The organism is Flagellimonas iocasae (assembly GCF_042682725.1).
GTDB classification, from domain to species: domain Bacteria; phylum Bacteroidota; class Bacteroidia; order Flavobacteriales; family Flavobacteriaceae; genus Flagellimonas; species Flagellimonas iocasae.
Genome location: NZ_JBHUHU010000001.1, coordinates 1,249,397 through 1,268,738, shown reverse-complemented (window position 1 = coordinate 1,268,738; position 19,342 = coordinate 1,249,397). Strand labels below are relative to the sequence as shown.

General features: G+C 41.9%; 18 protein-coding genes. 13 read left to right on the top strand and 5 right to left on the bottom strand.

Features of this window, described 5'->3' with window-relative positions; genetic code table 11:
• Positions 1 to 52 precede the first annotated feature (52 nt).
• The 10 genes from ACFSJE_RS05555 (at position 53) to ACFSJE_RS05510 (ending at position 12,258) form a co-directional block, all read left to right on the top strand.
• Complete coding sequence (locus ACFSJE_RS05555; protein ID WP_379829977.1) at positions 53 to 625, top strand: RNA polymerase sigma factor; 573 nt, start codon at positions 53 to 55, stop codon at positions 623 to 625.
• 188 nt (positions 626 to 813) lie between these two features.
• Positions 814 to 1,971, top strand: a complete 1,158-nt coding sequence (locus tag ACFSJE_RS05550; protein ID WP_379829976.1) for a FecR family protein — start codon at positions 814 to 816, stop codon at positions 1,969 to 1,971.
• 149 nt (positions 1,972 to 2,120) lie between these two features.
• On the top strand, positions 2,121 to 5,432 hold the full coding sequence (locus ACFSJE_RS05545; protein ID WP_379829975.1) for a TonB-dependent receptor: 3,312 nt from the start codon (positions 2,121 to 2,123) through the stop codon (positions 5,430 to 5,432).
• Positions 5,433 to 5,442: 10 nt separating this feature from the next.
• Positions 5,443 to 7,071 carry a RagB/SusD family nutrient uptake outer membrane protein gene (locus ACFSJE_RS05540; RefSeq protein ID WP_379829974.1) on the top strand — a complete coding sequence of 543 codons (1,629 nt, stop codon included), beginning with the start codon at positions 5,443 to 5,445 and terminating at the stop codon, positions 7,069 to 7,071.
• A 22-nt stretch (positions 7,072 to 7,093) separates the two neighbouring features.
• Entirely contained in the window at positions 7,094 to 7,723 is a 630-nt protein-coding gene (locus ACFSJE_RS05535; RefSeq protein ID WP_379829973.1) for a NanQ anomerase/TabA/YiaL family protein, read from the top strand.
• Positions 7,724 to 7,774: 51 nt separating this feature from the next.
• Positions 7,775 to 8,740, top strand: coding sequence for an RraA family protein (locus ACFSJE_RS05530; protein ID WP_379829972.1), 966 nt, complete (start codon positions 7,775 to 7,777; stop codon positions 8,738 to 8,740).
• Positions 8,741 to 8,768: 28 nt separating this feature from the next.
• A complete protein-coding gene (locus ACFSJE_RS05525; protein WP_379829971.1) occupies positions 8,769 to 9,251 on the top strand; it encodes a nuclear transport factor 2 family protein in 483 nt (160 codons plus the stop codon).
• Positions 9,252 to 9,285: 34 nt separating this feature from the next.
• Positions 9,286 to 10,383 carry a bile acid:sodium symporter family protein gene (locus ACFSJE_RS05520; protein ID WP_379829970.1) on the top strand — a complete coding sequence of 366 codons (1,098 nt, stop codon included), beginning with the start codon at positions 9,286 to 9,288 and terminating at the stop codon, positions 10,381 to 10,383.
• Positions 10,384 to 10,519: 136 nt separating this feature from the next.
• Positions 10,520 to 11,566 (top strand): PfkB family carbohydrate kinase, encoded by a 1,047-nt coding sequence (locus tag ACFSJE_RS05515; protein ID WP_379829969.1) that lies wholly within the window; start codon positions 10,520 to 10,522, stop codon positions 11,564 to 11,566.
• Between the two features lie 11 nt (positions 11,567 to 11,577).
• Complete coding sequence (locus ACFSJE_RS05510) at positions 11,578 to 12,258, top strand: bifunctional 4-hydroxy-2-oxoglutarate aldolase/2-dehydro-3-deoxy-phosphogluconate aldolase (RefSeq protein WP_379829968.1); 681 nt, start codon at positions 11,578 to 11,580, stop codon at positions 12,256 to 12,258.
• Between the two features lie 41 nt (positions 12,259 to 12,299).
• Here the strand turns inward: ACFSJE_RS05510 and ACFSJE_RS05505 are convergent, their stop codons facing one another.
• Together ACFSJE_RS05505 and ACFSJE_RS05500 are read right to left on the bottom strand one after the other, a co-directional pair.
• Entirely contained in the window at positions 12,300 to 13,019 is a 720-nt protein-coding gene (locus ACFSJE_RS05505) for a dienelactone hydrolase family protein (RefSeq protein WP_379829967.1), read from the bottom strand.
• Between the two features lie 51 nt (positions 13,020 to 13,070).
• Positions 13,071 to 13,790 (bottom strand): peptidylprolyl isomerase, encoded by a 720-nt coding sequence (locus ACFSJE_RS05500; RefSeq protein ID WP_379829966.1) that lies wholly within the window; start codon positions 13,788 to 13,790, stop codon positions 13,071 to 13,073.
• Here ACFSJE_RS05500 and ACFSJE_RS05495 point away from each other — a divergent pair.
• Together ACFSJE_RS05495 and ACFSJE_RS05490 are read left to right on the top strand one after the other, a co-directional pair.
• Positions 13,789 to 14,430: an NUDIX hydrolase gene (locus ACFSJE_RS05495; RefSeq protein WP_379829965.1), complete on the top strand. Its 642-nt coding sequence runs from the start codon at positions 13,789 to 13,791 to the stop codon at positions 14,428 to 14,430. The two genes, ACFSJE_RS05500 and ACFSJE_RS05495, sit on opposite strands and share 2 nt — an antisense overlap.
• A gap of 37 nt (positions 14,431 to 14,467) precedes the next feature.
• A complete protein-coding gene (locus ACFSJE_RS05490) occupies positions 14,468 to 15,280 on the top strand; it encodes a lysophospholipid acyltransferase family protein (protein ID WP_379829964.1) in 813 nt (270 codons plus the stop codon).
• Here the strand turns inward: ACFSJE_RS05490 and ACFSJE_RS05485 are convergent.
• The 3 genes from ACFSJE_RS05485 to ACFSJE_RS05475 form a co-directional block, all read right to left on the bottom strand.
• On the bottom strand, positions 15,277 to 15,921 hold the full coding sequence (locus tag ACFSJE_RS05485) for a hypothetical protein (RefSeq protein WP_379829963.1): 645 nt from the start codon (positions 15,919 to 15,921) through the stop codon (positions 15,277 to 15,279). The genes ACFSJE_RS05490 and ACFSJE_RS05485 overlap by 4 nt on opposite strands.
• A 3-nt stretch (positions 15,922 to 15,924) precedes the next feature.
• Positions 15,925 to 16,419, bottom strand: a complete 495-nt coding sequence (locus ACFSJE_RS05480; protein ID WP_379829962.1) for an RNA polymerase sigma factor — start codon at positions 16,417 to 16,419, stop codon at positions 15,925 to 15,927.
• 69 nt (positions 16,420 to 16,488) lie between these two features.
• Positions 16,489 to 17,916, bottom strand: coding sequence for an amidohydrolase (locus tag ACFSJE_RS05475; RefSeq protein WP_379829961.1), 1,428 nt, complete (start codon positions 17,914 to 17,916; stop codon positions 16,489 to 16,491).
• Positions 17,917 to 18,015: 99 nt separating this feature from the next.
• Between ACFSJE_RS05475 and ACFSJE_RS05470 the strand changes: the two genes are divergently transcribed.
• On the top strand, positions 18,016 to 19,323 hold the full coding sequence (locus tag ACFSJE_RS05470) for an NAD(P)/FAD-dependent oxidoreductase (protein WP_379830045.1): 1,308 nt from the start codon (positions 18,016 to 18,018) through the stop codon (positions 19,321 to 19,323).
• The last annotated feature ends 19 nt before the right edge of the window (positions 19,324 to 19,342 follow it).

Sequence of the window (19,342 nt, the reverse complement as noted above, 5' to 3'; positions counted from 1 at the left end):
GTTATTTATTAAATAAAATTTTTAGATTTATGTCAATAACAGCCAAAAACCAATGCCAGAAAACGATCAAGAGTTGCTCGTTCGTCTTAAAAAAGATGATGTGGCGGCCTATGAGGAGATATACTCCAAATATGCCGATAGACTCTTTTTCTATGCCATGAATATCTTTAAGCAGCAGGAGATTTGCGAGGATATACTTCAAAATGTGTTCATATATCTTTGGGAAAAGAGAAAGGAACTCGAAATCACACATTTGAAGGCCTATTTACATCAAGCTGTAAGATTTCAAATTTTGAAGGTGCTCCGTAATCAACGTTTTACACAAGAAGATGTAACCCGTCTAAATTTGGTGGATGCATCCCTGAACGCTTCCAAAAAAATGGAGTTTGATGAGCTTGAAGCATTGGTAAAAAGCCTTGTTGACAATCTCTCCCCTCGATGTAGGGAAATTTTTATCATGAGCCGATTTGAGGAAAAGTCCAATAAGCAGATCTCGGTAGAATTGGGCTTGTCAACGCAATCTGTAAAAAATCAAATCAGCAAAGCACTTAAATCATTAAGGGAACAAGTTTCACCGGAACAATTGGTGATTTACCACACTTTGATGTTTGTCTTCTGTATTTAAACTGCCTTTCTTCTCTGTTGACCAAAATCTTTGGGGCTATGAAAATGGTGATATTGACGCTGCAATTTTGCCATTGTTTTAAAAATTTCATTAAAAATTTGACAAATATTTAAAATGGACAGGTACCTTTCTTCGAGTTCTGGTACTAAGGTAATAGATGGACAGCATTTCCAAATAACTAAAAGCGAATGAAGTATCCAAGTAAAAAGCAAGCCAAAGGCTTATTCGAAAAATATCTTAATGGGAATTGTACTCCCGAAGAGGAACGCCTTTTGGAAAGTTTTTTGGATTCATATCAAGATGATTCCAACACGTGGACAGATCTTCATTTTAATGAAACTGTTAAAATGCATATCTGGGAAAAACTTAAAAAACAGGCCCAACCAAAAACCACTCCCAAGGTCAGGAAGCTTCATGGGTTGGCATGGATTAAATATGCCGCTGTTTTTATTGGGTTGGTCTTTGCTTTGTTTTCATATTTCAAGTACAATGCGAAGGATGAAAAACTGCTAAAGATTGAAGAAGAAATGATTGTGCTTCATACTGATGAGGGAAAAAGTAACCTTAGTGAAAAGAGCGCTGGTGAGATCACCAATAAATCAGGAAAGGTTATTGCCGCGCAACAAGGGGGAGTACTCAAATATCAAAAAGACAATGCCCTAAAAGAATTGGTGTATAATGAGATTAGTGTTCCAAGAGGTAAGACTTTTAAACTGATTCTTTCAGATGGTACCCGGGTCCATTTAAATGCAGGTACAAGAATGCGGTTTCCAATTAATTTTTTAGTTGGTGAAAACAGGGAAGTATTCTTGTCCGGTGAAGCCTATTTTGAAGTGGAAAGAGACGAAAAGTCCCCTTTTATTGTTCAGGCCAATGATTTAGAGGTTAAAGTATTGGGCACCCATTTTAACGTGAGTTCTTACCAAGGTGCTGCTGAACATGCCGTTTTAGTGGAAGGAAGTGTTCAAGTAAACAACAATGGTTCCATGGCCACCAACTTTAAACCTTTGGTTATAAAACCTGGCCAAAAAGCTTCCTTGGTACCAGATGGGTTGAACATTAATGAGGTTGACGTTGAGGATTACATTGGATGGACACAAGACCTGCTTATTTTCAATGATAATTCGTTTTTGGAAATTATACAAAAAATAGAACGCCGGTATAATGTTGAAATAGAGAACAATTATGTTGAATTGAACTCAGCACGATTTAATGGTAAGTTCAGTGAAGAGTCAATAATTGATTTAATGAACACTTTCAAGGAAAGTGCAAATTTTGACTATCAAATCAATGATGGAAAAATTATAATAAACAAAAAAGAAGATGCCTATGGTGATATGAACTAAAAACAAAAATCGGGAAGTGGTGCAACACTTCCCGACAAGGATTGATTTTAAATAGCAATGTTACTAACTAATCAAAACCATTCAAAATTATGCAAAAAATAGATTGGTTTCCAGTGATACTGGGAAATATTCTTAATAAGAACCGAACTATGAAGCTCTCATTTATTCTATTGGTATGCGCTTTACTTAATGTACAGGCAAATTCATTCTCCCAAAATACCAAAATAAACCTAGAAGTTGAAAATGAGACTATTCAAAATGTACTTGAGAAAATAGAATCCAAAAGTGATTTCACTTTTTTTTACAAAACCGGAGAAATTAATGAGGATAGGGTTATTTCCTTTAAAGTAAAGAACAAACGAATTTCAGAAATTCTTGATTTGATTTTTGAAGGGCAGTCTGTTAGCTACTCTATGGTAAAGAACCAGATTGTTCTTAAAAAAAGAGGATTCTCCAAAAGGACGCAACATGTTGAGGAGAAAAGTAAAAAAACCTCCCCACCTGGGCCTAAGATTATACAAAAGACTGTCAGTGGAACTATTGTGGATAACCAAGGAATACCCATTCCTGGAGCCAATGTAGTCGAAAAGAACACGACCAATGGAACGGCTGCTGATTTTGACGGCAATTATTCCCTTGAAGTTTCAGGGCCTGAATCCATTTTGGTTTTCACTTCCATAGGATATGCCCCTCAAGAAATACCCGTTGGCGTATCAACCACTATTGATGTTACCATGCAAGAAGATTCCCAAGCCTTGGATGAAGTAGTAGTTGTGGGCTATGGAACACAAAAACGAAGAGATGTTACGGGTTCAGTTGCATCTGTAAGTACCGAAGATATAGCAGACATACCAATGACCTCCATTGAAGGAGGGATGGTTGGTCGTATACCTGGGTTAGATGTGGTGTCTTCCGGAACGGGACCTGGAGCTTCAACCCAACTACAATTAAGGGGTCAGCGTTCTTTTACGGCCACCAATGATCCTTTGATCATTTTGGATGGCTCTCCATATTATGGAACATTAAATGATATCAACCCCTATGATATTGAGAGTGTGGATGTTTTAAAAGATGCTTCCTCCACAGCCATTTATGGGGCCAGGGGAGCCAATGGTGTAATCATCATAACCACAAAGCGGGGAGCTACTGGAGCCCCAAGGTTTATTTTTGAGAGTTATGGAGGCCCAATAACGGCGTATGGGACCATTCCTTATGCCAATGGTCCGCAATATGCCGAGATTGCAAGAGAAGCTTATAGGGCAATTGGGGATTATCCGGAAGGTGGTACTAGTGACGAATATGATGAAATTATATTTGATGAAATAGAGATTGAGAGCCTAAGACAAGGTGGCAAAGGTTTAAACTATCAAGATTTACTTTATGAGAATGGGTTTCAGCAGAAGCATCAATTAACGGTTAGTGGTGGCTCTGAGAGCGTAAAATATAATTTTTCAGGAAGCTACTTCCAGCAAGATGGAATAATACCGGGGGAAAACTTTGACCGTTACAGTATGCGGACAAATTTGGACTTCACATTCTCACCAATTTTCAGTGGGGGAGCCACAATTTTACTCAATCATTCCTATAATAAGAGAAAGTCCAGTGCGGCATTGTTCCAAGCATTTCAATCAAGTCCACTGGGCAAGTTATACGAGGACGATGGAACCCCAAGGTTCACTGCAACCGCAGATGGTCTTTTATTGAATCCACTGGCAGATTATATATATGATTCCTACCGATGGGACAATAAAAGTTGGGGAGGCGTACTGAACGTCTTTGGAGAAGCTAAGATAACACCAGATTTGACCTATAGATTAAATCTTGGAACCAACTTTAAATTAAGAACTGTAAAGGAGTCTGCCGGGTACTATTCACTTGCCAGAAATTTAGGTACCGCGACAGCACAGGTAGACAATAGTGTGGATAATTTATTGTTGTACGAAAGTATCCTTACCTATAACAAACAGTTCAATGAAAAACACCAATTAACGGTAACAGCAATCCAGGGAATCCAAACCACAAGATTGGAGACAAGCGGAGCCGGGGTTAGCGACCTGCCGTATGAAGAATCCAGATACCACAACCTTGGAAGTGCAACCTTGGTAAATTCAGTGGGTTCAAATTTGATAGAGACCAATCTGTTGTCCTATGCGGGAAGAATATTTTATGGGTATGACAGTAAGTATCTCTTGACCTTGTCTCTCCGTGCTGATGGTGCGTCTCAATTTTCACCGGATCATAAGTGGGGGTATTTTCCATCAGCGGCATTAGCATACAGGATATCTGATGAGAACTTTATGAAGAGTACTGAGAATTGGTTGGACGACTTAAAGTTAAGACTGAGCTATGGCGTTACGGGTAACCAAGGAATTAGTCCATATCAAACCCAAGGTGGCGCGGACAGGAGTGCTTATTCGTGGAATGAAGTGCCAGGTTTTGGGTATTATCCCACGGAATTGGAAAATAGAAACCTTAAATGGGAAACCACAGCAGTGTACAATTTAGGAGTTGATTTTAGGTTGTTCGGGGGAAGGCTTTCAGGTAGTGTTGATGTGTATAACACAAACACCTACGATCTTCTTATGTTCCGTAAGCTTCCGATTACCTCAGGGTATGATGAAGTACTGCAAAATGTTGGAAAAACAAAAAACAAAGGGTTTGAACTTTCTTTGAATTCCGTGAACATATCAACTGAAGAGTTCAATTGGAGAACAGACTTAACCTTTTTCAGGAACAACACCGAAATTGATGAACTGTATAATGGTAAAGTTGATGATGTAGGTAATAGATGGTTCATTGGTGAACCCATTGAGGTCTTTTACGACTTTAAAAAAATTGGTATATGGCAGCAAAATGAAAGTGCTGAAGCCGCAAGCTATGGGGAGGAGCCTGGTCAGATAAAAGTTTTGGATGTTGATAACGATGGCGCCATTACCGATGCGGATAGAATGGTTTTGGGAAGTCCCCAGCCAGATTTTGTAAGTAACATTACCAATACCTTCAACTACAAGAACTTTGACCTTTCTTTTCAGACCTATATTCGTTGGGGCGGTATGGCTTCAATAGGATCTTTTGCACCATTTTCCAAGAAACGCTATAATAAGTTGGTTTTTGATTATTGGACACCCACAAATCCAACCAATAATTATCCAAGACCCAACCAATTATATGAAGGCGGTGGCTTGTATGGAAGTACCTTGACCTATAGGGATGCGAGCTTAATAAGCCTTAGACAGATTTCTTTGGGATATCGTTTCCCAACTTCCCTGATCGAGAAAACCCCACTTTCAGGATTAAGACTCTATTTGTCCGGGGAAAATTTGGCATACTGGACAAAATCTGAAATGCGTGATTTTAACATGAAAGCTGATTTGACCGGAGATGTAGTTGATGGAACAAGGACAATTTCTTCTTATCCTGCAACAAGAACATTTATTCTTGGTCTAAACATTCAATTCTAAAAAAACAGTTATGAAAAGATATATAAATATAGTTCTGTTCGTTGTTATCACTGCTTTTATTAGTGGTTGTTCAAGTGATTTTCTCGAAGAAGAAAAGATTGTGTCCCCACCCATTAATTCGTACTTCACAACCGAGAAAGGATTCAATGATCTTGTTAATTCCAATTATACGTTTACGCGTACCCTGTTTGCTGGGGGAAACAATTTTGCGCCACTCGTGTTTTTTGGAACTGATCTTTGGACAAATGGGTCCGATGGAACATTCATTGAGTTTAATGCCTACAACTCAGGAATACAGCCTGCCAATCCAGTCCTTTGGAACTTGTGGGCACCATTTTATCAAGGAATAGCTGCTTGTAATACAGCAATTTCAAGAGCTGGAGCAGTTGAGGAAATGTCAGAAAGTGCTGTAAATCAAAAAGTTGCTGAATCCTATTTTCTTAGGGCCTGGTACTATCATATTCTTGTAATGCACTTTGGCGGTTTACCTTTGGTAACAGAAGAGGTTACGGATGTGGTAACAACCGCTACCAGGGCCTCCGAAGCTGAGGTTTATGATCAAATTGTTCAAGATTTATTGTTTGCAGAACAATACCTCCCGGTAACCCAAGATGATTTTGGTAGGGTAACCAAACCTGCCGCACAAGCTTTGCTGGCCAGAGTATACCTTACTTTGAATCAGAACGATAAAGCGGCTGAATATGCAGAAAAGGTAATCAATGATTATGGTTTTTCGCTGCTGGATGATTATTCACGTCTATGGGATGTGGATAATAGAGTGAATTCGGAAGTAATCTGGTCCATTCAATTCTCTCAGGATGAAAGGCTTAATGGAAGCGGAAATGCTTATTTCCTATACTTTACACCTAGATATGATCTTCAGCCCGGTATGACAAGGGCTTTGGAAAATGACCGTCCATGGCCACGTTTTGTGGCGACACGGTATTATTTTGACCTCTTGGCTTCCAACCGTGAAAATGATTCAAGATTTGCCAAGTCCTGGAAAACAGCTTGGATAGCAAATAATGAATCCACCTTGGTTGGTAATATGCAAATTGGAGATACCGCCTTTATTTATGTCCCTTGGGATATTCCAGATAGTGAAGAAGCTGTACTGGAACAGAAGTACGGTGTTTTTGATATTAACGATTTGTATAATGGGGAAAATCCAACAGGTTCCAGAGAGCTTTTTCCACATATGAGAAAGTACAAAGATCCATTAAGACCTTCCATAAACAGTGGTGTAGGTACCAAGAATGTAATTGAAATTCGTTTGGCGGAAATGTATTTGATCGCAGCTGAAGCTCAGATGAAAGAAGGAAACCTACCAGAAGCGGTTGACCATATCAATGCCATTAGGCACAGAGCCGCTTGGCCTGGGAAAGAATTGGATATGGAAATCGCAGAATCCGATTTGGATATTGATTTTATTTTGGATGAAAGAGCTTTGGAATTGGGAGCGGAAAGGCTTCGATGGGCAGATTTGAAGAGAACCGGAAAACTTATCGAAAGAGTTCAACTATATAATACCCTAGGAAGGGACAATATTGAACAAAAACATCTCCTAAGGCCTATTCCAAGCAATATGATAGATCGACTTACCAATAGGGAAGAGTTTGAACAAAACCCAGGGTATTAATCTTTAATGTAGATCTATTATGATGAATTCATTGGAACTCTTTGCAAAGAGGGTTCTAGTACTAGTGCTGTTTTTTTTATGTTCCATAGGAACAAATGCGCAGAGTACTGGAACCCCATGCGACAAGGAAAATATTTCCAAATGGTATAAGAGCAAGGTTTGGCTCAAGGGCTTGGAGTTAAACCCTCATAAATCAATTAATAAGGAGGAACTGGCCCGCCAGTATTGCAAGAACCCCATTTGGTGGAACCTGGCATTTGAGTTTTTGGCATCCCGGAACCTTGAAACTCTTGAGTCCGGGAGGTACGTCATTGATGAGGGAAATGTCATGGCATTTGTTTCGGAAGGACCCACAAAGGGTATTGAAGAAATAAAATGGGAGACCCACAAAAATTTCAACGACCTACAGTATGTGGTTGAGGGAAAAGCGGGCATGGGAGTTGCTTCTTTGGGCAAATCAAAGCACAGCTCAACTGAAGCTTACGATTCCAAAAGGGATGTAGAGAACTATAATGTGGAGAATGGAAAATTCTATGTGGCAAAGCCAGGCACATTCTTCATTTTTTCACCACAGGATATTCATAGGCCCGCTTTCAAGAAAAAGGGGCATGACACTATAAAGAAAATTCTGATTAAGGTCAGGGTTCCGTAAAATCAAGAAATTAATTTAAATAGAGTTTAATAGGTTTTAAAAACAAGTATTATGAAAAAAGCATTTATAACATGTATTGCCATTGTATGCACTGTTGCTGGGTTACAATCGCAAAATGTTGTCTGGCAACCAGAAAACATTAAAGCACTCACTTCTGAATGGACTGGGGAGCGCACTTCAGACGGAAGGCCCAAAGTATCGGATAAATTGTTGGAACGTCTTAAAGCCCTTTCCATGGAAGAAATATGGGGAACTCTTAGAAGAAATGGATACAATAATCAATTTGAGAATTTTGCCAGCCCTTTTGAAAACGGATGGGAGATTTTACATCCAGATGAGGTCATGTCAGGTCGGGTCGTTACAGCCCAGTTCATGCCTTTTCGAAAGGATTTTGACGCCTATGTACAGCAGCAGGCTGAGAAAGAAGGTACAAAAACCCCGGTGACCAACTATGCACCCATCATTAAGTTAATGGATGGAGATGTATATGTAGCAGATAGTTATGGAAAAATGGTGGATGGAACGTTAATCGGGGATAATCTGGGAAATGCCATTTATAAAGCGGGAAAACGTGGTGTCATTTTCAACGGATCTGTTCGTGATGTTGAGGGGCTATCCCAAATCGAAGGGTTCAATGCATGGATACGGGGTTCCGACCCATCGGCCATAAAAGAAATGATGATAGAATCGGTAAATGGACCAATTAGGATTGGAAGAGTCACAGTTTTACCTGGCGATGTGGTTTTGGCGAAGACAACAGGGGTAAGTTTCATTCCCGCGCATTTGGTTCAAAAGGTGGTCATTTCAGGTGAATTCACGGCACTTCGGGATGAATTTAACAGATTTTGCATGCGTACCAATAAGTATGAGTACGTAAATGAGGCATTTGTGGTTGATGATGAGGTTTTTGAAAAAGATTTTAAAGAGTGGTTGGACAAATATCCAAACTTGCCAATGCCCAAATCGGAATTGGATGCTTTTTTGAAAGAGAGGGAAGAGCAAAGAAACAACCGTTAACTAAAATGGAAACTACCAATAGAGCAGCATGAAAATAATATATCTTATAACCTTCTGTATGGTCTTCACATTGATGTCGTGCAAGAAGAGCATCAATGGTCCAGAGGCAGATGTTGGCAAAAATATGAATAAGAATTTGTTGGCCAGTACTGCAGATGTTGAAAAGGCTATTGTTAAGTTCAATAATGCAATGGTTAATGCAGATAGTATCCAATTGGTGGATTTGGTTTCAAATGAATTAACCTATGGTCATTCAAGTGGTCTTGTTCAGAACAAGAGGGAATTCATTGATGATGTGATTCATGGACCATTCAATTTTTCCATGATACAGAACCCTGATCAAAGTATCCATATGGTTGGCGGTACGGCAATTGTGAGGCATGTTTTTGAAGCCAAGGCAACCAATGAGGGGAAGACTGTTGATATTCGGATAGGGAATATGCAGGTATACCAAAAAAGTCAAGATGGGGACTGGAAATTACTGGCTCGTCAAGCCTTTAAATTGAAGTAAAAAAGAATGAACATTCGTTTAAACATCAAGGATTTTGAATAAAATAGGCGTACATAAAGTCTCATTGATTCTTGCAGGGCTTTCATTACTTGCATTTGTAGTAATGGTTTGGGGCAATAATTTTAATGGAACAGGTTTTTTGCTTACAGGTTTTTTTGTGCTGTTGGCCATTGGCTTTAGCGGTTTCAAACAACTTAGAGGATACATTTTTGCAGCATTGATTTTTGCAGGGGTGGTACTCTCCTTGTATTGGCCACAGTATTTTGTTCAAGTGGGGAGTTTTAAACTTACAAATCTGATTATACCCTTAATCCAAATTATCATGTTCGGGATGGGTACATCTATGAGTATCAAAGATTTTTCTGAGATAATAAAATCCCCCAAAGGCGTTTTTGTGGGTGTAAGTGCCCAACTCGCCATTATGCCATTGGTGGGTTTTGTGCTTGCTGATATAAGTGGGTTTTCTCCCGAGATAGCTGCAGGGATTGTTTTGATCGGTTGTTCCCCCAGTGGGGTCGCCTCCAATGTGATGGCCTATTTGGCAAAGGCCAATCTGGCCCTTTCCATCACCATCACTTCTATGGCAACTCTTTTAGCCCCATTTGTAACACCTGTGTTAATGAAACTTTTGGCAGGTCAATTTGTTGAAATAGATGTCCTCGCAATGATGTGGAGCATTATCAAAATGATCATTGTACCCATTGGTGCTGGATTGCTGTTCAATCATCTGTTACATGGTCGCACAAAATGGTTGGACAAAGCCATGCCTTTGATTTCAATGGTGGCCATAGGTTTAATAATTATTGTGATCACAGCAGCGGGGCGGGATAATTTATTGGATATTGGTGGACTCTTGTTGTTACTTGTATTGTTTCATAATCTTTTTGGATACTTTTTGGGATATTGGTTTGCACGTTTAATGGGAATGGATGAGCGGGATGCACGCACAATATCCATAGAAGTGGGCATGCAGAATGGCGGATTGGCCTCGGGCATTGCAAATACACTTGGAAAAATTTCTACAATGGGACTTGCCCCGGCCGTTTTCGGCCCCTTGATGAACATTACGGGATCCATATTGGCGTCTTATTGGCATAAAAAAGTTCCAAGAGATATTGAATTTGCTGATTAAAGAAATTAAAAATAGTTGTTTGAGTTAGTTTTTAGTTATCCAGTGAAGAACGTACTGTATTTTTAGGTGCGTTCTTCTTTTTTGCAAAACAACAGTCAAGCACTTGCATTTTTACAATAATTAAAGAATTTAGAAAATGAAGAAAGTAGTGACCTTTGGTGAGATCATGCTACGCTTGGCTCCTCCCGGATTTTTGAGGTTTTCACAAGCGAACAGTTTTGATGTGGTGTACGGAGGAGGAGAATCGAACGTAGCGGTGTCCCTTGCGAATTATGGAATCCCGGTGGACTTTGTCACCCGGCTTCCCAAGAACGATATCGGGGAGTGCGCCCTTATGGAGATGCGCAAGCGAAACGTGGGCACGGACCAGATCATATACGGTGGCGACCGTCTGGGCATCTATTTTTTGGAGACCGGTGCGGTGAGCCGTGGAAGCAAGGTGGTTTATGACCGCGCCCATTCGGCAATGGCAGAGATCGGTCCTGGTATGGTGGACTGGAAAAAAGTATTTGATGGAGCACAATGGTTTCACTGGACGGGAATCACGCCAGCCATCTCACAAGGTGCCGCAGATGCCTGTATAGAGGCCGTAAAGGTGGCACGCGGGATGGGCATCACCATTTCCACCGACCTGAACTACCGGGCCAAGCTCTGGAAATACTGCGATGATGCAAGACGGGAGGAAATCATGGCGGAGCTCACTTCATATTGCGATATCGTTTTGGGCAACGAGGAGGATGCCGAGAAGCACTTCGGCATAAAGCCGGAGGGACTGGACATCACCACCCAGGGCGAGCATGTGAAGGCGGAGGCATTCCTGTCCGTCTGCAAACAGATGATGAAAAGGTTCCCCAATGCCAAGAAGGTCATCACCACGCTTAGGGGCTCGCTATCGGCCTCACACAATACCTGGGCGGGTGTGCTTTATGATGGAGCGGAACTATACAAGTCAAGGGAATACCAGATCACCCATATCGTTGACCGTGTCGGGGGCGGGGACTCCTTTATGGGAGGGCTCATCTATGGGCTCATCAAGTACCCCGAAGACGATCAGAACGCATTGGACTTTGCCGTGGCCGCTTCCTGTCTGAAGCACACCATTGTTGGGGATGCCAACTTGGTGACGGTATCTGAAGTGGAAAAATTGATGGGGGGCGACGCCTCCGGAAGAGTATCACGATAAAAAGGATAAAAATGGCAAGATATACACGTATAGAAGTGATCAATGCAATGCTCGGGACAGGGATGGTACCCTTGTTCTACCACCCCGATGTGGAATTGGGGAAAAAAGTACTGAAGGCCTGTTACGATGGTGGTGCCAGACTCATGGAGTTCACCTCACGGGGTGATTTTGCCCATGAGGTGTTCGCCGAACTTAATAAATATGCCCTGAAGGAACTCCCCGGGATGATGATGGGTGTGGGCTCGGTGACCGATGCGGCGGCGGCCTCGCTATACATACAATTGGGCGCCAATTTTGTGGTCACGGCCTCCCTAAAGGAAGATGTGGCCATGGTCTGCAACCGCAGGAAGGTTTCCTACAGCCCGGGCTGTGGCTCGCTGACGGAGATCAACAGGGCCGAGGAGCTTGGCGTGGAGATCGTGAAGCTGTTCCCGGGGTCGGTCTATGGGCCAGGATTCGTGAAGGCCATAAAGGGCCCGCAGCCTTGGACGAGCATCATGCCCACCGGCGGTGTGAGCACCGATGAGGACAACCTGAAGGGTTGGTTCGGTGCTGGAGTTTCCTGTGTGGGATTGGGCTCACAGCTCATCGGCAAGGAGATCATCCAAAACGGTGATTTTGAAGGACTGAAAAAGTTAACGGAAAAAACTTTGGATATTATAAAAAAACAAAGAGCCAGTAATCCAAAATAAAAATTGGATTACAGGCTCTATAAAAGCTTATTTTATTGAGGTTATTTGGTGAAAATCTCTTTAAAAAAATGGGTCATTCGCAGCCAAGAACGATCATTGGCCAGTTGGTTAAATGCCATTCCATTGTCTGGGTCATTGGCATTGGGGTTGGTAAAGGCGTGACCTGTATGGCCAAAGACATCCATTTCCCAAATGGCATTTCGCTCGGTTAGTTCGTAACCCAGAGAGATAATGTCTTTTGGAAAAGCAAAAGGGTCTTCCCAACCATGAAGCACCAAAATTTTGGACATGATATCTCCTTCGTGTTCAATGCCCGGAGGATCAAAAATTCCATGGAAGCATACAACGCCCTTCATGTCGATTCCGGACCGCGCTAGGTCCAAAACACATTTTCCACCAAAGCAGAAACCAATGGCTCCTATCCTTTTGGTGTCGGCCATTTCATTTTCTTTAATGGTGTCCACTGCTAGGAGTAATCGGTTCAAGAGTTCTTGACGATCTTCCAGCATTTCGTTCATCAAGGCTTCTGCCTCATCGGCATTTTTGGCTCTTCGCCCTTGTCCAAAAACATCGATGGCAAAGGCCAGATAACCAAGTTCTGCCAATTCTTTGGCCTTGTCTTCTTCAAATTGCGATTGTCCCACCCAAGTGTGGGAAACCAGCACTACGGGACGCTTACCTGTAATGGTGTCGTCATAGGCGATAACGCCTTCGTAGGATTGTTGTTTGTCTGAGTAAATGAGTTGTTTAGTTTGTATCATTAGTTTGAGTTATTCCACAGGCTGTCTAATTTATATTTTTTTTTAATTGGTTCACAAAACTTCCACTTTAAGAATGTAAACATTTTTCAGTGGCCAATCCCCATCACCAACGGGAACTTGGTTAATGGCATCCACCACATCCATCCCTTCAATCACACGTCCAAAAGGGGTATATGAGCCATCCAAATGGTATGAGCCAGGATTGGTGACCACAATAAAGAACTCATAAGGTGAGGCCAGCTTGTGCGGATTATCACGTTCACTGCTGGGCATGGATATAGTGCCCCTGTGATGTTTGTAGCCTTTTTTGGCATCTGGTGGAAGCAAGTACCTTCCAATATCACCCCGCTTTTGAGCAGTTCGCCTGTCGTCCGAGTTCCCACCTTGAATGATGAAATCCTTCACTACGCGATGAAACTGGGTGCTGTCAAAATACTTTTTTCGGGCCAGATAGATAAAATTGGCCTTATGGTACGGGACGTCATCGTACAACTGAACAGTAAAGCTTCCCATGGTTGTGGTGATTTTAACCTTGTTTTTTTTGAGCTTCTTTTGGTAATTAAAAAAGAAATCGATGGCATTTTCCTCATCTAGGACAAACGCTTCCTCTTCTTCCTCTTCGGATTCATCTTGAAGGTCTTCTTGCTGAACAGAATCTATCGGAGCGGTGTTTGTCTCCTTTGAAGAGGTTTTCTTTTTTGGTGATTCGCCACAGGAGACGAAAAAAAATAATAGTATACTTGTAGTTAAAGCGAATGGTCTTAACAACATGAATTTTGATGCGTTTAGTGAAATAGCTTTAAAATTAAAAAATCTACCTCTTCCCGGGGAGGAATCCCACTATAAAATGTCCCCAACCGAGCGGATTCAATGGTTGAAGCAGAATAATAGTAAGAAAATCAATCCAAAACGGGCCGGAGTCATGGCACTTTTTTATCCAGATACCTCTATGGAGACGCGTTTACTGCTTATTCTGCGTAAGAAATATGAGGGTGTACATTCCAATCAAATTGGTTTTCCGGGTGGAAAAGTGGAAAAACAGGACAGGGATTTAATGGATACGGCGCTTCGGGAAACACATGAAGAAGTAGGGGTTCCCCCTGATTCCGTGCAGGTGATACGGGCATTGAGTGAAGTGTATATTCCGCCCAGTAATTTTATGGTTCAACCCTATTTGGGGCTATACCCAAAGCCGCAACCCTTTGTTCCTCAAGAGGATGAGGTGGAGCAAGTGGTGGAAGCTTATCTGAAGGATTTTCTGGATGATGCCAATCTCATTGAAGAATTATTGAGTACTTCGTACGCAAAAAACATAAACGTACCTGCTTATAAATTAAATGGTTATACCGTTTGGGGCGCTACGGCAATGATGTTGAGCGAAATCAGGGAGCTTTTACAGCAAGTGCTTTAACGGCTATTTTTGTAAATTTGCCAACAACAGTTACCCCATGGGCCTATTTAAAGAAAATCCTTTCGGTCATATTCTGTTCCTAAAACGATGGTTAATTCGTATTGCCGGTATGATGACGCACCAACGCTATAAAGGATTCAATACGCTAGAAATTGAAGGTTCACAAATTATCCGTGATCTGCCCGAAACCAACGTACTTTTTGTAAGTAACCACCAAACCTATTTTGCGGATGTTGTGGCCATGTTCCACGTGTTCAATGCCAGTTTAAAGGGGAGGGATGACAATATCAAAAACCTTGGTTATCTCTGGAATCCGAAACTCAACATTTATTACGTCGCAGCTAAGGAAACCATGGGAAAAAGCTTGCTCACCAAGATTTTAGCCTATGCAGGCTCCATCAGTATAGAACGGACGTGGCGCGCCAATGGTGAAGATGTGAATCGCCAAGTGAAGTTCAGTGATATCAGTAATATTGCCAAAGCATTGGATGATGGTTGGGTAATCACTTTCCCGCAGGGAACCACAACACCTTGGAAGCCACTTCGTAAGGGCACTGCACACATCATTAAGCGGTATAAGCCGGTGGTTGTTCCAGTGGTTATTGATGGATTTCGACGTTCGTTTGATAAGAAGGGACTTCGAGTAAAAAAGAAGGGTATTCTACAATCCATGCAAATAAAGCCGCCTTTGGAAATTGACTATGAAAATGAGTCCATTGAAGCCATTTTGGAAAAATTGGAATATGCCATTGAGCAGCATCCATCATTCTTAAAAGTTATCTCCAAGGAAGAATTGGCCGCTTACGAAGAGGAGAACCAAAAAAGAAGATACAGCTACAAGGGAAACTAAACCTCTAACTTCTTCAATTCTTTGTAATTCTGACGCAATCGTTTCAGCAGTATTCCATAAAGTAGTTTGTAGAAAAGCCAAATTAGCACCAACAATACTGCAATAAAAACAAGGGAAAAAGCAATTGTCATTGCCCAAAACATGGTAGTGTTTCCTTCTTGGGACGCAGCTTCCATTATTTCCTTTCCTTCTGACCCATAGGTCAGTGTTCCATAGGAATAAATTATAGTATATACGGTGAAAATGCTTAAGTTAAACCAAACGTATTGTGTAACTATTCTCTTTACAGATAGAATCGTCTTCATTAATTTTTTAGAGGAATCAGTAAAGGAAATTTTCCGATAATTGGTATAGAATCTATAAATAAAATATAGGATTATCGCATAGTTAATAAAGTTCAGTACCATCAAAATTCTGTAAATATGCATCGCCTTGAGTTCTTGCATGGATTCCGCATCGCTAAAAATGATGTTCAGCCCGGCCCAGAAGACAAACTCGATGATACTGATATAAAAAATCCATTTTACGATGGAAGATGATTTTTTCCAGATCATCTTATAAATTTGGTCATAGGACAATTTGGGAAGCTCGGCTTCCTTCTTTTGCCAGTCTCTTTTTAAAAGTTCCAGTTCATCCACCATAAGCTACGGATTTAATATGGTTCTTAATTTATTTTTTACCCGATTCATTTTCACCCTGGCATTGACCTCGGTAATACCGAGGGTCTCCGCTATTTCAGAATAATCTTTGTCTTCCAAATAGAGAAATACCAAGGCTTTGTCAATGTCACCCAGTTGCCGCACTGCATCGTACATCAATTTTAATTGACGCTCCTCGGTGTCGTCGTAGTCATCAGTCTTAATTTTATGTACGACCGAATCATAATCTTGCGTCTGTACCCGTCTTTTCGATTTTCTGTACAAAGTGATGGCCGTATTCAGGGCCACACGGTACATCCATGTACTGAACTTGGAGTCGCCCCTAAATTTTGGATAAGCTTTCCACAATTGAATCGTGATTTCTTGAAAGAGATCATTGTGGGAATCCTTATCATTGGTATAAAGGCTGCACACCTTGTGAACAATATTTTGATTGTTCTCAAGCTCGGTAACAAAACGATGTTCCAGTTCTTTGTTCAACGGTTGGTAAGTAGTTTGCCTTATATGTAGCTACAAAACTGTTTTTGTTACAATGCCACTCCAAAAACCTTATTTACGGTAATCCAAGGCAGGTGGTCTGTTACCCAAAAGGGGAATATACTCAAAGTCTGCACCTCTGCGTTCTTCCAGTTCTGTTTTTGCCTTTTTTACGGTGTCCGGATTTTTGAAAACATCAATGGCGGTAAGGGCCAAGGTTTTTGCGGCGACCATCATCCCTTTTGTTCCGATGGATGTTCCACCGGCGGCAACCGCTTGCCAGCTGTGGGCAGGAGTTCCGGGGACCCAAGTAGCGGTTCCCAAACCAGCTGTGGGAACAGTGTAGCTTACATCACCCACATCGGTAGAGCCGTAAGCTCTGGCCTCTTCTTGATAGGGTTGAATGTTCTCTGCGGTTTCCATATCCAAGGATTTTGCACCTAAGGTGGTGGCAATTTTTTCAGCGAAGACCTTTTCTTCGGGAGTGTAGGTTACCCCGCCAACTTTGGTGAGGTTGTCAAACATAATTTTTTGAAGGGTCAGGTTGGGCAATAACTCGTGTGTGCCTCCAATCATTTCATAATCCATGGTAGTTCCTGTTCCCAGTGCAGCACCTTCGGCCGCTTTTACGATACGATCAAAAATATCGATGACCACATCTCTTTTTCCGTGTCGGGCATAGTAGTATACTTCAGCAAAATCAGGAACAACGTTGGGTGCTTTTCCACCATCTGTAATCACATAATGGATTCTGGCATCTTGGGGGATATGCTCTCGCATCATGTTCACCATCATGTCCATGGCCTCTACGCCATCCAAGGCAGAGCGACCTCTTTCCGGTGCTCCTGCGGCATGCGCAGATACCCCATGGAATCGAAATTTAGCCGATTTATTGGCTAAGGCAGCACCAGCGCTTGCTTCATTCTCAGCACCGGGGTGCCAGTGAAGCGCCACATCCACATCGTTGAACACACCTTCACGAACCATGTATACTTTTCCAGAACCCCCTTCTTCCGCAGGGCAACCGTAAAAACGAATGGTTCCTTGTTTTTTATTCGCGGTTAGCCAGTCTTTCACCGCAATGGCCGCTGCGGTAGATGCAGTACCAAATAGATGATGTCCACAAGCGTGTCCGGCAGCTTTATCGGCAGATTTCTTTTCCGGAACAGCCTGTTGGGACAAGCCGGGAAGTGCATCATACTCGCCCAAAATGGCAATTACAGGATATCCAGAACCATATTCAGCCTTAAAAGCGGTGGGAATTCCGGCAATACCTTTTTCAATGCTGAAACCTGCATCGGAGAGTGTTTTTTCCAATAAAGCGGAACTTTTCTCCTCCAAATAACCCATTTCGGCATATTCCCAAATGGTATGGGCAATGTCACCGTATTTTTGAGTTTTACCATTTAAATCGGTAAGTACTTTTTCTTCGTCTTTTTGGGAAAATACAGCAGTTGCAAAAAATAGAAAGGCAATACTGAAGGGGAGAATTTTTTTCATTGTATGGAGTTTTTGAGTCAGGTGCTAAATATACTAAAAAACCCATCTTAAAATGGTATAGGCTGATTTGGAATCCGTAATTTAGCGAACATGTCAACCATGAATATTCCGCAATCCAGTTACCCTCGGGTAGTAATTATAGGAGGTGGTTTTGGAGGAATCGCCTTAGCCAAAAAACTCAGGAAAAATGAAATGCAGGTAGTACTGTTGGACAAGCACAACTACCATAACTTTCAACCCTTATTGTATCAGGTTTCCACAGGAGGACTGGAGCCGGATTCCATTGCTTATCCCATTAGAAAAGTGCTTCAAGGGTATCCCAACTTCTTCTTCCGATTGGCGAAAGTAACGGGAGTGGACACCAAAACGAGACAGGTAAAGACCAATATTGGTGAGGTGACTTACGATTATTTGGTCGTGGCTGCCGGCTCGGAGACCAATTTCTTCGGAAACAAAAATATTGAGACCAAGGGTATGGCCATGAAGACCATTCCCCAATCGTTGAATCTGAGGAGCCTTATTTTGGAGAACTTTGAGCAAGCACTTTTGACCGATGACCTTCATGAACGCGATGCACTGATGAGTTTTGTGATTGTGGGTGGTGGACCTACTGGGGTGGAGTTGGCCGGTGCTCTGGCCGAAATCAAAAAAGGCATTTTGCCCAAGGATTATCCCGATCTGGATACGCGAAGGGCACAAATAAATCTAGTACAGGGTGGCGACCGAATCCTTCCCGCCATGAGCGAGGTGGCTTCCGAAAAAGCCGAACGTTTTTTAGAAGGATTGGGCGTGAATGTTTGGAAAAATATTCGCGTTTTGGATTACGATGGCATGCGGGTAACCACCGATACCGGTACAACCTTTGATACGGCAACCTTTGTTTGGGCCGCTGGAGTGCAAGCCATCGGAATCAAGGGGTTGGATGCCAAAGAATTTTTAAGCAGAGGTAACCGTTTACGGGTCAATAGGTTTCATCAAGTTGATGGATTCAAAGAGATTTTTGCCATTGGCGATGTCGCACAAATGGAAACGGAGGCATTTCCACATGGACACCCCATGATGGCCCAACCAGCCATTCAACAAGGAAGAAATCTTGGTGAGAATTTAGTCCGATTGGTGGAAGGTAAACCCATGAAACCATTTGTATACAAGGATAAAGGAAGCATGGCCACCGTTGGAAGAAATAAGGCCGTCGTGGATATGAAGGGGGTCAGGTTTCAAGGTGTTTTTGCATGGTTTGTATGGATGTTTGTCCACCTCTATTTTTTGATTGGATTTAGGAATAGAGTAGTGGTCTTCATTAATTGGGTGTACAACTACATTCGCTTTGATCGTGAGGCCCGTTTAATCATCCGACCGTATAAAAAACAGAATCAAGTTTCTAAGATTCAGTTGAATAAGGATTGATGTGATGTCGCAATCCATC